We start from the raw sequence: 15584 nt of genomic DNA, 5'->3' as shown, positions 1-15584 counted from the left end.
CGTCGGCCATGCAACACCGGCATGGCCTCCTCCTCCGCCTTGCCACCCTCGGCCAGGACCCGCCTCGCCTCCACCGCCCTATTGCCGGTCGCTCTAAGTAATCGCAAAGAGACGGTCAACGGGATCCACGACGGCGGCCAGCAGCACCGGTCCGGGCCACCGTCCGGCACGCCGGCTCACTAGGCTGCGCCCGGTGAGTGCGACGGATCAGGAACGGGCCGCGGCGCTGTGTGCGTACCTGCGGAGTGGTGACGGTAACGCCGATCGGCGCCGGACGGCGGTTCGGTCCCTGGCCGGCATGGCCGGGGTCGACCTGGATCTTTCCGGGACGGTAGTGACGGACGCGGACTTTGGCGGCGGGCGGTTCGGCGCGGTCAACTTCGCCGACACCCGGTTCCTGGGCAGCACCTCGTTCGCCGGGGCCGAGTTCGAGGGCGAGGCCGTCTTCGCGCGGGCGGTGTTCGAGGGCGAGGCGCGGTTTCAGCGGGCTCGATTTCACGCGACCGCGGTGTTCGGGCGGACCCGGTTCCGCGCGGTGACGTCCTTCGCGGGGGCGGAGTTCCACGCCATGGCCTGGTTCGGGCGGGGTGAGGAGGAACTCTGGGAGGACGACGACGCCTGGGACACCGTCGAGGAGATCGAGCCGCTGCCCTGGGACGAGGTCAACGAGACCGACCCGGTGTGGCCGGTCGCCGTGGTCGTCGGGGATTACCAGTGCTACGAGGAGGGCGGTGACGGGGCTCGGTTCGCGGCACCCGTGGCGTTCCGGGGTGCCTCGTTCGGCGATACGGCCTGGTTCGGCAAGGCCCGGTTCGCGGCGGAGGCGGACTTCCGGGAGGCACGTTTCGGTGGGCCGGTGCACCTCGACTCGCCCGCGGTGGACCTGACCGATGCCCGCTGGTCGGGCGACGAGGGATCCTGGCCCTGGGGGTGGTCGGTACGCGACCAGGTGCTCACCGCCGAGGCGAGTTGGGCGGTGCGCACCGACGCGCAGGCGCTGGCCGGGATCGGGGACGAGCACCCGGAGCAACGACAGCGGGTGGTGGACGCGATCTGCGCCTACCTGCGCACGCCGTTGTTGTTCGACGTGAGCGGGACGCTGACCGCCGCGCAGCAACGGGTGATCGAGGACCGCGGGACCGCGCAACGGGTTCTCGCGGCGAGGCTGCGGCCCGGACGGTGGGAGGGCATGCACCTGTGGCTCTCCGGTGCCACCCTGGTCGGTCTCGACCTGACCGGCTGCGGTGGCGGGGTCGCCGAGTTCACCGGCGCGCAGTTCCACGGCACGACGGGAATCGAGCGTGCCGGGTGGGATCGGGTTGTGCTGGACCTCGGGGGCGGGCACGGGCGAGCGACCTTTCACGACGGCACCGGACCCGAGGGTCTGTAAAGCCGGGCACGACCTTGGCCTCGCGGTGCCGGGCGAGTGCGCCGCCGGAGGGATGGCTGTCAGGCCGCGGACAGTCGGACCACGAAGCGGCAGCCACCGGCGGTGTTGTGCACGTCGACACGCCCGCCGTGCGCCTCGACCAGCCCGTGCACGATGGCCAGGCCGAGACCTCCGGAGGCGCCGCCGCCTCCGGTGCCCTGGCCGGGGGTGCGCGCCGGTTCGCCCCGGAACGCCACGTCGAAGAGCCGGGGCAGGTCCGCCGGCGGAATCCCGCCGCAGGTGTCCGTCACGGCGAGCCAGACGGCGTCGAGCTCGCGGCCGGCCTCGATCCGCACCGTGCCGTCGTCCGGGGTGTAGCGGACCGCGTTGAGCAGCAGGTTGCCGACCACCCGGGCCAGTTCCGGTTCACTGGCTGCCACGGTCGGCCAGCCGGACTCGACTGCGACCAGTCGGATCCGCCGGGCTGCGGCCAGCGGCGCGGTGCTGGCCAGCGCGTTCGAGACCACCTCGCCGAGGGCGACGGCGGTCAGTGACAGCCGGAGCGCCCCGGCGTTGATCCGGGACAGCTCGAACAGGTCGTCGACGAGCCGCGTCATCCGGTCGGTTTCGATCCGGATCCGCCGGTGGTACTCGCCGACGGTTTCCGGGTCGCGGACCACCTCGTCCTCCAGCGCCTCGGCCATCGCCCGCAGCCCGGCGAGCGGGGTGCGCAGGTCGTGGGAGACCCAGGCGACGAGATCGCGGCGACCCTTCTCGATGTGCCGCTCCCGCTCGCGGGCCTGATCGGCCCAGACCGCCGCGGCCGCCAGTCGCCGACCGATGTGTCCGCCGACCGCGAGACTGACCACGGCCGCCGCCGCGACCGCGATCAGGACCACCTCCAGGTCGTGCGGGGACAGGAACATCGCCTCGGCGACCGCGACCACGCCGCCGACGACCGCCAGCACCGTGACGGCGAGCAGGACGCACAGGTGCACGGTGATCGAGCGGCGGCGCAGCCGCCGCAGCAGCAGCGCCCCGGCGAGGCCGATGGCCAGCGCCGCCCCGAGCGCGATCGTGAAGATCAGCGCCAGGTCACGCATCGACCGGCTCGTACCGGTAGCCGACGCCCCAGACCGTGACGATCCGCCGTGGATCGGCCGGATCGATTTCGATCTTCTCCCGCAGCCGCCGCACGTGGACGGTCACGGTCGAGTGGTCGCCGAAGTTCCAGCCCCACACCTGTTCGACCAGTTCGGCCCGGGTCAACGCCCGGGACGGATGCCGCATCAGGTGGACAAGCAGGTCGAACTCCCGCAGGGTCAGCGCCAGTTCGGTCCCGCCCAGCACGGCCACCCGGGGGCCGGTGCGTACCTCCAGGTCACCGTCGACGAGTCGCTCCGGCCGGTCCGGTACCGGCTCGCCCCCGGCGCGGCGCAGCACCGAGCGCACCCGCAGCACCAGCTCGCGCGGCGAGAAAGGCTTGGTCAGGTAGTCGTCCGCGCCGAGCTCCAGACCCAGGACCCGGTCGGCCTCGTCGCCGAGGGCCGTCAGCATGATGATGGGTATCCCCTCCGGCCGGGTCCGCAGTTCGCGGCACACCTGCAGGCCGCTGACCGTGGGGAGCATCAGATCGAGTACGACCAGATGCGGCGCCTGACGCGCGACGGCGGCCAGCGCGGCGGCGCCGTCCCCCACGTGGCTGACCTGGTAGCCGGCGTGTTGCAGGTAGCGGCAGACCACATCGCTGATGGTCTTGTCGTCGTCCACCACCAACACCCGCTGCGTCACCGCCGGCCTCCACCTGATCCCACCCGAGCCAGCGTAGCCACCGGCCGGGACGAGCCGGGCATCCGAGATCTTGCAGGTTCCTTACGGCGGCCGCCGGTGCGGGCCCGTCGGCCGCCAGCCTGGTTAGGTTGATCCCGGTGGCCCCTGCGCTTGGAGGTTCTTGATGGATCGGGTCGGTCGTACGGTCGCGGTTGTCATCGCCGGGGTGTTGGCGGTGGCGGGGTGCGGCACAGATGTCGAGCCGGGAACTCCTGCCGCAACCACGCCACCCGCGGTGACCGCCTCGACCGCCGCATCTCCGCCGCCGACGTCGGCGACCACGGGGGCCGCCCCTGCGGTGCCGCAGACGCTGGCGTTCACCGCCACGACGGTGGACGGCCAGCGGTTCGACGCCGCCGCCCTGGCCGGCAAGCCGGTGGTGCTGTGGTTCTGGGCCGCGTGGTGCCCACGCTGCCGGGCGGCAGCCGATCACGTCGCCGACGTACAACGCGACTTCGGCGACCGGGTGCAGGTGGTCGGTGTCGCCGGACTGGGCAGCGGCGACGAGGCGATGCGCAGGTTCGTCGCCGACCAGGGCATCGGCGGATTCGTCAACCTCGCCGACGACGACGGCGAGGTGTGGAAGCGCTTCGAGGTCACCACCCAGGAGTACTACGTCGTCCTCGACAGCGCCGGCACGGTCGTCCACAAGGGAGCACTCACCGCGCAGGCGCTGCGCGACCGGGTCGCCGCCCTGGCCGGCTGAACAGGACTCCCCGGTGCTCGATGCCCCCTACCCCCTCGCTCTCGCCGCCGGACTGCTCGCCGCCGTCAACCCGTGCGGGTTCGCGCTGCTGCCCGCGTACCTGTCCTTCCTCGTTCTCGACGGCTCCGACGGCGGCGGACGGTCCCGCGCGGTCGGCCGGGCGCTGCTGCTGACCGCGGCCATGACCGTCGGCTTCGTCGCCGTGTTCGGGGTGTTCGGCCTGCTGGCCGCACCGGCCGCCGACGTGATCGCCCGGCACCTGCCGTGGGTGAGCGTCGCCATCGGGCTGGTCCTGGTGGCGCTCGGCGGGGTGCTGCTGGCCGGCCGTCAGCTACCCACCGTCGGCCCGAAACTCGGCACCGGACCGGCGGTGACCCGCCGATTCGGATCCATGGCGCTGTTCGGGGCCTCCTACGCTGTCGCGTCGCTCGGCTGCACGATCGGACCGTTCCTCGCCGTCGTCGTCACCGGCTTCCGCAGCGGATCCATCGCGGCCGGGGTCGGCCTGTTCGTCGCGTACGCCGCCGGCATGGCTCTCGTGGTCGGCGCGGTCGCGCTCGCCGTCGCGCTGGCCAAGATGTCGCTGGTCCGCGGCCTACGCCGGGCCGCCCCGCTGATCAGCCGGGCAGCCGGCGTACTGCTGATCGTGGCCGGCGGCTACGTGGCCTGGTACGGCTGGTACGAGATCCGGGTCTTCCGGGGCGGCACCGGCACCGACCCGATCGTCGACACCGCCGCGACGATCCAGACGGCCGTCGCCAGCTGGCTGGGCCGGGTCGGTCCCGGTACCGTCGCGATCGTCTTCGCCGTGCTGCTCGTCGCCACCGCTGTCGCTGCGGCGCTGATCCGGCAGCGCCGCATCCGCCGCTGAGGTTTCGCCGGTGACCGGTCGGCCGGCGCGCGGGGGCCGTTCGGGCCGTCCCAGCAGGGCGTTAGTGGTTGGCGGGCGGTTGCTATCGTCGCCGCGAAGCCGATGATCTCGGTTGCGAGGCGGAGGAGGGGGACGCAGTGGGGCTGATGGACAAGCTCCGGGGCGAGTTCGTCGACATCGTGGAGTGGCTGGACGACAGCCGGGACACGATCGTCTGGCGCTTCCCCCGGTACCAGAACGAGATCAAGATGAGCGCCCAGCTGGTCGTCCGCGAGTCGCAGACGGCGGTGTTCGTCAACGAGGGGCAGATCGCCGACGCGTTCCCGCCCGGCACGTACACGCTGGAAACCCGGAACCTGCCGATCCTGTCCACCCTCAAGGGCTGGAAGTACGGCTTCAACTCGCCGTTCAAGGCCGAGGTGTACTTCGTCAACACCCGGCAGTTCACCGAGATGAAGTGGGGCACCCAGAACCCGGTGATCCTGCGGGACGCCGAGTTCGGTGTGGTCCGGCTGCGGGCGTTCGGCGCCTACTCGGCCCGGGTGGTGGACGCCCAGAAGCTCCTGCGGGAGCTGGTCGGCACGGATCCGCAGTTCCGCACCGAGGAGGTGCAGGAATATTTGCGCCAGCTCATCGTGGGGCGGCTCGGCGGGGCGCTCGGCACGGCGGGCGTACCGCTGCTGGACCTGGCCGCGCACCAGGACGCGATCGGCCGGCAGCTGGCCGGCGTACTGACCGAGGAACTCGCCGACGTCGGCATCGCGATCCCCAAGTTCGTCATCGAGAACATCTCCGTGCCGCCGGAGGTGGAGCGGGCGCTGGACAAGCGGACCAGCATGGGCGCGGTCGGGGACCTGGACCGGTTCACCCGGTTCCAGGCGGCCACCGCGCTGGAGGAGGCGGCGAAGAACCCGGGCGGCGAGGCGGGCGCCGGCGTCGGGCTGGGCATGGGCATGGCCATGGGGCAGCAGATGGCCCGGGCCATGTCGGGCGACGCCGCGGTGCAGCCGGCGCCGGTCCCCGCGCAGTCGGGCGGCGTCGAGCCGCCGCCGCTGCCGAACCAGGCGCAGTGGTTCATCGGGGTCGCCGGGCAGCGGCAGGGCCCGTTCGACCTCGCTGGGCTGGCCGCGCAGGTGGGTGCGGGCACGCTGGGCCCGGAATCGCTGGTCTGGCGGGCCGGCATGGCGCAGTGGCAGCCGGCCGGGCAGCTGCCGGAGCTCGCGTCGGTGCTGGCCAGCGTGCCGCCGCCGCTGCCGCCGCAGTGAGCGCGCAGTACGGGAGCGGGCCGAGGCGAGAGCAGGAGCAGGCAGCGATGAGCGAGCGGACAATCAGGCTCAGCGCAATGGTGCCTCAGGACGGCACGCAGCGCAGCGGAGTGTCGGCATGAGCGACACGGCCGTCTCCCCGCCGTCGTACCAGTGTGGGGGCTGCGGTGCCCGGGTGGAGCACGCGCCGGGCACGACGGTGCTGAGCTGCCCGTACTGCGGGCACCGGCAGCAGATCGCCGGCGCCGGCCGGGCGGTACGCGAGCACTCGTACGACCAGCTGGCCGCGGTGCCGCGCCAGCCGCTGGCCAGCGTCGGCGCGCACGCGTTCGTCTGCCCGGGCTGCGGCGCGCACACCGAGAGCGACGCGCTCGCGCAGCGTTGCCAGTTCTGTGCCACCCCGTTGGTGGCCGAGGCCGCAGCGGGCGGGCTGATCCCCCCGGAGGCGGTGCTGCCGTTCGCGGTGGACCGGGCCGGCGTGCGCACCGCCCTGGGCAAGTGGTGTCGCAGCCGCTGGTTCGCGCCGAACAGCCTGAAGAAGGTCAGCGAGGCGGAGACGCTCAAGGGCACCTACCTGCCGCACTGGACGTTCGACGCGCGGACCGTCTCGGACTACCAGGGCCAGCGTGGCGAGTACTACTACGTCACCGAGACGTACACGGTGATGGTGGACGGCAAGCAGGAGACGCGCACCCGGCAGGTGCGGCACACCCGGTGGCACCCGGCGCGCGGCACGGTCCGCCGGAACTTCGACGACGTGCTGGTGCCCGCCACGACGCACCTGCCGGAGAAGCAGCTGGACCAGCTGACCCCGTGGCCGCTGGCCGAGGCGGTCGCCTACCATGGTGACTACCTGGCCGGATATCACGCGCTGCGCTACGACACCGAGCCGGAGACCGGGCTGGCCACGGCAAAGGCGCGGATGGCGCCGGTCATCGAGCAGGACTGCCGGTCCGACATCGGCGGTGACCAGCAGCGGATCAGTTCCGTGGACACCACCTACTCGGGCGTGACGTACAAGCTGCTCCTGCTGCCGGTGTGGATCGCCGCGTACCTGCACGCCGGCCGGTCGTACCAGGTTCTGGTCAACGCCCGCACCGGCGAGGTCATCGGCGAGCGCCCCTACAGTGCCGGCAAGATCACGGCCGCGGTGCTGGCCGCGCTGGCGCTGGTCGCGGCGTTCGTGGTGGCGTACCTGTTGAGGCGCTAGAGCCGTGCCGTCGCTTCGCCCAAGGCGCGGGCGAGGCGGCGCACGGCCTCGTCCATGAGGTCGGGTGGGGCCGCGGCGTAGGTCAGCCGCAGGTGCGGCGCCGGGGGTTCGGCCGCGTACCACGGGCGGCCCGGGAAGACGATGACGCCTTCGGCGGCAGCGGCGGCGGCCAGCGCAGCGTCGTCGGTGCCGTCGGGCAGGCGGACCCACAGGTGCAGGCCGCCTCGAGGGATCGCCGGTGGGGCGAGTTCCGGCAGGTGCCGGCGCAGCGCGGTCAGCAGCGCCTCGCGCCGGGTCCGCAGCTCGGTGCGCAGGGCGCGGCGATGCCGCGTCCAGGCCGGGGCGGTGACGAACTCCAGCGTGGCCTGCTGCAACGGGCCGGCGACGTAGAAGTCGTCGAGCAACCTGGCCGAGCGCAGCCGGGCACCGGCTGGGCCGCGGGCACCGATCGCGGCGACACGCAGGCCGGGAGCGGCGGACTTGGTCAGCGAGCGCAGATAGATCACGTGCCCGTCCGGGTCGTCGGCGGCCAGCGGCGGCGGGGCCTCTCCGTCGATGGTGAGGTCGCGGGCGTAGTCGTCCTCGATCAGGAACGCTCCGGCGTCGCGTACGGCGTCGGCAACCTCGGCCCGGCGGTGCACGGCCAGGGTGGCGCCGGTCGGGTTGGCGTGGAGCGGTTGGCAGTAGAACAGGCGAGCGCCGGTGCGAGCGAACGCGGCGGCAAGCTGGTCCGGGAGTACGCCGTCGGCGTCGGCGGGCACCGGTACCACCCGTAGCCCCGCCGCCCGGGCGGTGGCCAGCGCCCCCAGGTAGGTCGGGGACTCGACGAGCAGGGTGTCGCCGGGTGCGGCGAGCGCGCGCAACGCGGACGACAGGGCCGCCTGCCCGCCCGGGCAGATCACCATGTCGTCGGCGCGCAGCCGGGCCCCGGCCGCACGGGCGAACCAGGCGCGCAGGTCCTCGCGTCCCTCGACCGGCCCGCGCAGCCAGGCCGCGGGCTGTCGGGCGGCGCGGGCGAGCGCGGCGCCGAGCGCCGCAGCCGGTTGCAGATCGGCGTCCAGGTAGCCGCCCGACAGCGGGATCGCTCCCGGGCGCGGTAACGCCAGTAGCGCCTGCATCTCATCCTCGCCCGGTCTGCGGGCGCCCAGCGCCACCGTCTGCCAGGACAGGTCGGCAGCGCGCCGCTGGTCGGGCGGGGCGGCCACGAAGGTGCCCAGTCCCGATCGCGTCTCGATCAGCCCCTGCGCCACCAGCTGCCGAACCGCCTCGGCGACGGTCACCGGCGAGGCCTGGTGCCGGGCGGTCAGCTCACGCACCGAGGGCAGCTGTGTACCGGGATCCGCGACGGCCACCAGCCGGCGCAGTTCTTGGCTAACGCGATCCACTGCGTTACCGTTTCCCATGACGGCCAAGAGTAGCGCTACTGTCGCCGCCACGGTAACGGCGGATCGGTTCATCGGGTTCACCCTCGGCGCGCTGGGCGTGCTCGCCTTCAGCATGTCGCTACCCGCCACCCGCGTCGCCGTGCAGCAACTCGATCCGTGGTTCGTCGCCTTCGGCCGGGCCGTCGGAGCGGCGCTACTGGCCTGGGCGTACCTGCGGTACACCCGCGCACCCCGGCCCACCCGAGGCCAGTGGCGCCGGCTGTCGATCGTCGCCCTCGGCGTCGTCGTCGGCTTCCCGCTGTTCACCTCGCTGGCACTGACCACCCAGACCTCCGCACACGGCGCGGTCGTCATCGCCGTGCTGCCCGCCATGACGGCCGTGTTCGCGGTCCTGCGGGCCGGCGAACGCCCACCACCGCTGTTCTGGCTCGCCAGTATCGGCGGGCTGGTGGCGGTACTCGCCTTCCTGATCGCCAACGGCGCGCTGCACGGCGCGCTGTCGGCCGCCGACCTGTTCCTGCTCGCGGCGGTCGTCCTGTGTGGACTGGGGTACGCCGAGGGCGGCGCGCTCGCCCGGGAACTCGGCGGCGCCCGGACCATCTGCTGGGCGCTGTTGCTGGCACTGCCCGTCACCCTGGTCATCACGCTCGCCGCCGCCGCGGTCCGCCCGCCACGCGCCGATGCCACCGCCTGGGCGGCGTTCGGCTACGTCACCGCGATCTCCATGTTCCTGGGCTTCTTCGCCTGGTACGCCGGACTGGCCCGAGGTGGCATCGCCCGGGTCGGCCAGATCCAGCTCGCCCAGCCGATACTGACCCTGCTCTGGTCCGCGCTACTGCTCGCCGAGACCGTCACCCCTGCCTCGATCGGAGCGGCAACGGTCGTGCTGGCCTGCGTCGTACTGACCCAACGCACCCGCGGCGTACGCGCAGCCGGCCGGGGCGTCGACGACGACGCGACGGACCGCGCTCCCAGGCGCAGGATCGACGGGGACGGCACGGGTGGGTGTTCAGCCGGTGCCGTCCAGCGCGGCCAACGCGTCACGTAACGCCGATCGGGAGGTGATGCCGAGCTTGGGAAAGATCCGGTACAGATGCGCGCCGACCGTCCGGGGGGACAGAAAGAGCCGCTGACCGATCTCCTTGTTACTCAACCCGGAGGCCGCGAGGTACGCCACCTCCAGTTGCTGCGCGGTCAGGTCGATCGTGCTCGGGTCGATCGTTTTCCGGATGCTCGGACCGTTGACCGCGATTCCGGTGGCCCGCAATTCCTGCTCGGCCCGGCGGCTCCAGGCGGTGGCGCCGAGCCGGGCGAACAGGTCCGCGGCCCGGCGCAGCTCGGGTCGCGCGGCGCCGGGCTGGTTGCGGCGCCGGTGCAGTTCGCCGAAGGCGAGGCGGACCCGGGCGTGGTCGAAGGGCCAGCGGTCGATGTCGGGCAGCGCGAGGGCCCGCTGGAACCAGTCGGGCGCGTCCTCGCCGCTGACGAGCGCGCGGGCGGCGGCCAGGTGCAGGCGCAGCCGCGGGCTGAGTTCGGCCAGCCCCAGTTCGTCGGCGGCGGCCAGATGGGCGCGGGCCTCGTCCAGCCGACCGGTCCGGACCGCCGCCTCGACCAGGTCCAGGACGGTCCAGAGTGCCACGTGGGCGAAGGGCGGCAGGGCACCCGGCGGGTACACCTTCGTGGCGTGGTGGTACGCGGCCTCGTAGTCGCCGGCCGACAGCGCCGCCCCGGTGAGGTTGCGCGCCGACAGCGCCAGGTGCAGGTTGCTGCCGCGCGGCGCCGCCCACTGCTCGATGGTCCGGCTGTACTCGTACGCGGTCGCCACGTCGCCCCGGCCGGCGGCGAGCCACCCGAGGTGGCAGCGCAGGTCGTTGGCGGCGAGTTCCAGCCCGTGCCGGACGGCCAGGTCCATGCCCGCCTCGGCGGCCTGCTCGCTGGCCTCCCAGTCGCCGGCGAGGAACCGGTCGTGGGCGGTGAACAGGTGGCCGGCCGCCGCGTGGGTGACCGCGCCGCTGCCTGCCTCGCGTTTCACCAGGCCGCGCAGGTGCGGCTGGTATTCACGCAGGGCGTCGACCGCCATGGCGGCTTGGCAGAGTTCGACGACGCGGCCGGGCGACGCGTCCACGTCCAGGGCCTCGAAGGCCGTCGCCAGCCGGGCGTGGAGCGTACCGCGGGCGCTGGGCAGGCCACCGAGCGCGGCGACGGTCCGGTCCAGGTCGGTGCGGAGATCGGTCCGGCCAGCACGCGCCGGGCCGTCGGCGGAGTCGCCAGGTTCGACGGGCGGGGCGACAAACCGTTGCCACCCGTGCGGGTCGGCCCCGTAGAACGCACAGATCATCAGCATCTTCACGGCCCGCGCGTGATCGGCCGGATTGGTGCAGCGCTCCAGCGCCCGCTCCAACAGGCGACTCGCTGCCGTCAGGTCGCCGTCCCGGCGCAGGAGCAGTTCCGCCCGCATCGTCATGGTGCGGGCCGACCGGCGCGGGTCGTCGGTGTGCTGGCGTGCCTCGTCGAGCAGGCTCTGCGCCCGGTCGAGCTGACCGGACGCGGTCGCGAGTTCGGCGGCCTCCTGCAGCCGGCGTGCCGTGTCGGCCGGAGCGGGGCTCAACGCGGCTGCCCGCTGCACGGCGGCGACCGCGAGGCCGGCGCCGCCGCGGGCACTGATCAGCTTCGCGGTGCGCTCGATCTCGGCCGCAACCTCCTCGTCGGGTTCGACCGTCGCCGCCGCCAGGTGCCACAGCCGTCGCTCCGGCTGGTGGTGGTAGCGGTCGGCCAGCGTTGCGTGCGCGGCGCGGATCTCGACCGGCGAGGCGGTGTTGACGATCGCCGACCGCACCAGCGGATGGCGGAACCTGAGCTGTGCCGACGTCGAGTCCCGGGTGATCAGGCCGAGGCGTTCGACCGTGGCGATGTCCTCCGGCGACAGCAGCGAGGCCTGCGGTGCCTCGTCGAGGCGTTCCAGCCGATCGCCGTCCAACGCCGTCAGCAGCAACGCGGTGCGGGTCTCCGGGGGCAGCGAGGTGACGCGGCCGGCGTAGCCGACCTCCAGCCTGGTCCGCAGCGGCGCGCTGGACGGCAGCATCTCCAGCCCGACCGCCGCCCGGGTGCCGGCGGCGCTGGGCAATTCGGCGAGCGCCAGCGGGTTACCGGCCGCGTCCCGCAGGATCCGGCCGCGAACCGTGTCCGGCAGGTTGGGGTGGAGCAGGTCCAGTAATTCCCCGGCCGCCGGTTCGGCCAGCGGCAGGACCTCCAGCATGCCGATTCCCGGGGTGACCCGTTCCGCCGCGGTGAGGGGGCGACGGGCGAAGATGGCCCGCACGTCCATGCCGCCGAAGCGCAGCAGCATGAACATCATCACCTCGCGGGTCGGGACGTCCACCCAGTGGGCATCCTCGACGGCGATGAGGACCGGCCCGTCCTCGGCGATGGCGCGGACCGCGGCCAGCGACGCCATGCAGACGGCCAACCGGTCCGGCGAGGACCCGTCCTGCAGGCCGAGCACCCGGCGCAGCACGGTGCGGTGGAACGCCTCGACCCGGTCGACGTACTCCATCACCGGGGCGAACAACTGGTACAGGCCGGCGAAGGCGAGACTGGCCTCGCTCTCGTAGCCGCATCCGCCGATCACCCGGATCCCGTTCGCCTGGGCGTACCGGATGCCGGCCTGGAGCAGGACGGTCTTCCCGATTCCCGGGTCCCCGTGCAGGGTCAGGTTGGTCGGCGTTCCCGGTGCCAGGTCGATGGCCGCCCGCAGCGCCGCCAACTCCCGCTCCCGGCCGATGATCTCCATGTCCCCCGCCTCAAACCTGGCTGACCGGGTGGGTGCAGTCAAATGACTGATTGCTGGCGCGGGCCGGCGGTTCACGATGGGGGGCGCCGCCGGCACGGAGGGAGGAACCATGCCCGGGCTCGCCGTGGACGCGGAGGACGGCGTGGAGGTCACCCTCTACTACGAGGATGTCGGCTCCGGACGTCCAGTGCTCCTGGTGCCCGGCTGGCCGCTCTCGCAGCGGGCCTGGGACCAGCAGGTCAGGCCGTTCGTCGCGGCGGGCCGCCGGGTCGTCTCGTACGACCGTCGGGGCTCCGGCCGGTCGACGCACAGCTGGACCGGCTACGACTACGACACCTTCGCCGCCGATCTCGCCGGCCTGCTCGACCGCCTGGACCTGCGGGACGTGGCGCTCGTCGGCTTCTCGTCGGGTTGTGGCGACATCGCCCGGTACATCAGGCGGTACGGCACCGACCGGATCGCCGAACTGGTCTTCCTCAGCGCGCCACCGGTCTGTTCGGACGCTCCGGACCGGTTCGCCGCCTCGGACCTGGTCGACACCCTGGTGGTGGCATCGATCCAGCACCGCATCCCGATGCTCGACGAGGTGCTCCGGCGCTTCTTCTCCGTCGACGGGGTGCTCACCGTCGACGAACCGACCCGACAGTTCCATCTTCGCCAGGCGGCGTCCGCCTCGGCGAAGGCCACGACCGACTCGATCGCGGCCAGCGGCAGCGTCGACTTCGCGCGGGACCTGGCCGGAGTGGACCGGCCGACGCTGGTCGTGCACGGCGCCGGCGACGCGGTGGCTCCGTTCGCCGAGAGCGGTCGACGGATTGCCGCGGCGGTGCCGGGCAGCCAGGTGGTCCTGATCCCCGACGCCCCGCACGCCGCCCCGATCACCCATTTCGAGCAGTGCAACGCCGCGGTGCTGGAGTTCCTCGGCGCCGGACCGGCGGCCTGATCGCACCCGCCGGCAGCGGGTGGCGGAGCACACCGCCGGCCCGCCCATCGGCGGTTTTCGCGCCCAAGGTGGCCGCGGGCCCGGAGAATCTGCGGGTGCGGGACGTGTGGGTGACCATCGCACGGCCGGATTGTCGCAGGGTGCAGGCCTGATCCGGGAGCCCCCAATGCCGACGCTGCCGTAGAGATCACCGATCCGGTCGCCGGTCAATCTGCCGGCTCCGCTAAGTCATGCCTCAGCGAGCCCCCGGTGCAGTCATCTGACCGCAGCGCAAACTGCGCTGCCACTCCTACGGTTTTCCCAGGTCGAGGGCGGACAGCCGGGAACCGACGTCGATGCGACGCGGTCCGGCCAACCGATCTCGACGACGCGAACCGATCCACCTGGCGGCCCGTTCGGGGCCGTACGACCGTAGGGAGCCTCGCATGAACCGCAGTTCCGCCATCCTCCGCCCGCGACAGCCGCACGCGATCCTGCTCGCCGTGCTCGTCAGCATCGCCCTGCTGCTCGGGGCCGTCGGACTCGCGTCCTCCCCGGCGGCGTCCGCGTCGTCGTCGAGCACGACGAAGCCGACCGTCGTCCTGGTGCACGGGGCCTTCGCCGACGCGTCGAGCTGGAACGAGGTGGTGCGCCGGTTGCAGAAGGACGGGTATCCGGTCCTGGCACCCGCCAATCCGCTGCGTGGGGTCGCCACCGACTCCGGCTACCTGGCCAGCGTCCTGGAGACCCTGGAAGGGCCGATCATCCTCGTCGGGCACTCGTACGGCGGCGTGGTGATCACCAACGCCGCGACCGGAAACCCCAACGTCAAGGCGCTGGTGTACGTGGCGGCGTTCGCGCCGGACGAGGGCGACACCGTCCTCGGCCTACAGACGAAGTTCCCGGGCAGCCAGCTCGGCGAGCCGACCCTCGACATCCGTCCGTACCCGCTGGGCGACGGCTCCCACAGCTACGACGGCTACGTCAAGCTCAGCGCCTTCCGGGACATCTTCGCCGCCGACGTGCCCAAAGCCACCGCAGCGGCCATGGCGGCCACTCAGCGCCCGGCCGACGTGCACACCCTGCAGGAGCCCTCCGGGACCCCGGCCTGGCAGAGCATCCCCGCCGCGTACCTGGTGGCCCGTGACGACAAGGTGATCCCCGCGGCCGCACAGCGGTTCATGGCGCAGCGCGCCGGCGCCCGCACAATCGAGGTGGACAGCTCGCACGTCGCGATGATCTCGAAGCCGAACGCCACCGCCGATCTGATCACGAGCACCGCCCGGACGGCGGTCCGCTGAACCGCGGGTGAGCGGACCTACCGAACTCGACTCCGACCAACCGACTCGCACCGAGAGGACACCGTCATGAGCACCGAACCCGCCAAGCCCGACACCATCGTCCTGATCCACGGATTCTGGGTCACCCCGCGAAGCTGGGAGAACTGGATCGCCCACTACGAGAAGAAGGGCTACCGGGTGCTCGCGCCTGCGTACCCGGGGCTGGAGGTCGAGGTCGAGGCCCTGCGGGCCGATTCCAGCCCGATCGCGAACCTGACCGTGCCGAAGGTCATCGACCGCCTGAAGTCCGTGCTCGACCAGCTGCCGGCGCCGCCGATCATCATGGGTCACTCGGCCGGCGGGGCGTTCACCCAACTCCTGCTCGACCAGGGTTACGGCGCGGTCGGGGTCGCGCTGAACTCCGCACCGACCGAGGGTGTCCGGGTCGTGCCGCTGTCCCAGGTGAAGTCAACCTTCAACGTGCTCAAGAACCCGGCCAACCGGCACCGGGCCGTGCCGATCAGCTTCGAGGACTGGAATTACGCCTTCACGAACACCTTCCCCGACGAGGAGGCCCGGGCCCTGTACGAGCGGTACGCCGTCCCGGTCAACGGCGGCATCGTCTGGGGCGGTGTGCTGGCCAACTTCCAGCCCGGCCACCAGGACACCTGGGTCGACTACCACAACGACAACCGGGCCCCGCTGCTGTTCATCTCCGGCGGCGAGGACCACATCATGCCGCCGGCGGTGCAGCAGTCAAACGCCAAGCACTACAAGTCCGCCACGGTGACCGAGGTCAAGGAGTATCCGGGGTTCCCCCACCTGCTGCCCGGGGCGCCGGGCTGGGAGGAGATCGCCGACTACGCCCTCGACTGGGCGGTCGCCCAGGGCCCGTCAGCTGCTTTTGGTAAAGCCGTGTCGGCGCTGCGGACCTCACTTACCCAACCGTCCCGCGTGTG

13 protein-coding genes are annotated in these 15584 nt (G+C 72.6%); 9 read left to right on the top strand and 4 right to left on the bottom strand.

Features of this window, described 5'->3' with window-relative positions:
- Window positions 1-193 precede the first annotated feature (193 nt).
- Window positions 194-1390 carry a pentapeptide repeat-containing protein gene (locus AB0M52_RS16770; RefSeq protein ID WP_363954120.1) on the top strand — a complete coding sequence of 399 codons (1197 nt, stop codon included), beginning with the start codon at window positions 194-196 and terminating at the stop codon, window positions 1388-1390.
- Window positions 1391-1449: 59 nt separating this feature from the next.
- Here AB0M52_RS16770 and AB0M52_RS16765 read toward each other — a convergent pair whose 3' ends face one another.
- Window positions 1450-2472, bottom strand: a complete 1023-nt coding sequence (locus AB0M52_RS16765; protein ID WP_363954118.1) for an ATP-binding protein — start codon at window positions 2470-2472, stop codon at window positions 1450-1452.
- Complete coding sequence (locus tag AB0M52_RS16760; RefSeq protein WP_363954116.1) at window positions 2465-3160, bottom strand: response regulator transcription factor; 696 nt, start codon at window positions 3158-3160, stop codon at window positions 2465-2467. The genes AB0M52_RS16765 and AB0M52_RS16760 overlap by 8 nt, the downstream gene beginning before the upstream one ends.
- A gap of 163 nt (window positions 3161-3323) precedes the next feature.
- Between AB0M52_RS16760 and AB0M52_RS16755 the strand changes: the two genes are divergently transcribed.
- The 4 genes from AB0M52_RS16755 to AB0M52_RS16740 all read left to right on the top strand — a co-directional run bounded on the left by AB0M52_RS16755 (window position 3324) and on the right by AB0M52_RS16740 (window position 7251).
- Window positions 3324-3905, top strand: a complete 582-nt coding sequence (locus AB0M52_RS16755; RefSeq protein WP_363954114.1) for a redoxin domain-containing protein — start codon at window positions 3324-3326, stop codon at window positions 3903-3905.
- Between the two features lie 13 nt (window positions 3906-3918).
- Window positions 3919-4776 (top strand): cytochrome c biogenesis protein CcdA, encoded by an 858-nt coding sequence (locus AB0M52_RS16750; RefSeq protein ID WP_363954112.1) that lies wholly within the window; start codon window positions 3919-3921, stop codon window positions 4774-4776.
- A 146-nt stretch (window positions 4777-4922) separates the two neighbouring features.
- Window positions 4923-6041 carry an SPFH domain-containing protein gene (locus AB0M52_RS16745; RefSeq protein ID WP_363954122.1) on the top strand — a complete coding sequence of 373 codons (1119 nt, stop codon included), beginning with the start codon at window positions 4923-4925 and terminating at the stop codon, window positions 6039-6041.
- Between the two features lie 118 nt (window positions 6042-6159).
- The gene (locus tag AB0M52_RS16740; protein WP_363954110.1) at window positions 6160-7251 is read left to right on the top strand and encodes a hypothetical protein; all 1092 of its coding nucleotides are present in this window, start codon (window positions 6160-6162) and stop codon (window positions 7249-7251) included.
- Here the strand turns inward: AB0M52_RS16740 and AB0M52_RS16735 are convergent.
- Window positions 7248-8654, bottom strand: coding sequence for a PLP-dependent aminotransferase family protein (locus tag AB0M52_RS16735; protein WP_363954108.1), 1407 nt, complete (start codon window positions 8652-8654; stop codon window positions 7248-7250). The genes AB0M52_RS16740 and AB0M52_RS16735 overlap by 4 nt on opposite strands.
- Here AB0M52_RS16735 and AB0M52_RS16730 point away from each other — a divergent pair.
- Window positions 8653-9684 (top strand): DMT family transporter, encoded by a 1032-nt coding sequence (locus AB0M52_RS16730; protein ID WP_363954106.1) that lies wholly within the window; start codon window positions 8653-8655, stop codon window positions 9682-9684. The genes AB0M52_RS16735 and AB0M52_RS16730 overlap by 2 nt on opposite strands.
- Here AB0M52_RS16730 and AB0M52_RS16725 read toward each other — a convergent pair.
- Complete coding sequence (locus AB0M52_RS16725) at window positions 9646-12423, bottom strand: AAA family ATPase (protein WP_363954104.1); 2778 nt, start codon at window positions 12421-12423, stop codon at window positions 9646-9648. The two genes, AB0M52_RS16730 and AB0M52_RS16725, sit on opposite strands and share 39 nt — an antisense overlap.
- Before the next feature lie 109 nt (window positions 12424-12532).
- Between AB0M52_RS16725 and AB0M52_RS16720 the strand changes: the two genes are divergently transcribed.
- The 3 genes from AB0M52_RS16720 to AB0M52_RS16710 all read left to right on the top strand — a co-directional run.
- Window positions 12533-13366, top strand: coding sequence for an alpha/beta hydrolase (locus tag AB0M52_RS16720; RefSeq protein ID WP_363954102.1), 834 nt, complete (start codon window positions 12533-12535; stop codon window positions 13364-13366).
- A gap of 425 nt (window positions 13367-13791) precedes the next feature.
- On the top strand, window positions 13792-14646 hold the full coding sequence (locus tag AB0M52_RS16715; RefSeq protein WP_363954100.1) for an alpha/beta hydrolase: 855 nt from the start codon (window positions 13792-13794) through the stop codon (window positions 14644-14646).
- 66 nt (window positions 14647-14712) lie between these two features.
- On the top strand, window positions 14713-15584 hold an 872-nt coding region (locus AB0M52_RS16710; RefSeq protein WP_363954098.1), incomplete at its 3' end, for an alpha/beta hydrolase.

The sequence above is a fragment of the Micromonospora sp. NPDC051296 genome, assembly GCF_040682255.1.
GTDB lineage: Bacteria > Actinomycetota > Actinomycetes > Mycobacteriales > Micromonosporaceae > Micromonospora > Micromonospora craterilacus.
This window is presented reverse-complemented; position numbering and strand designations above follow the sequence as displayed.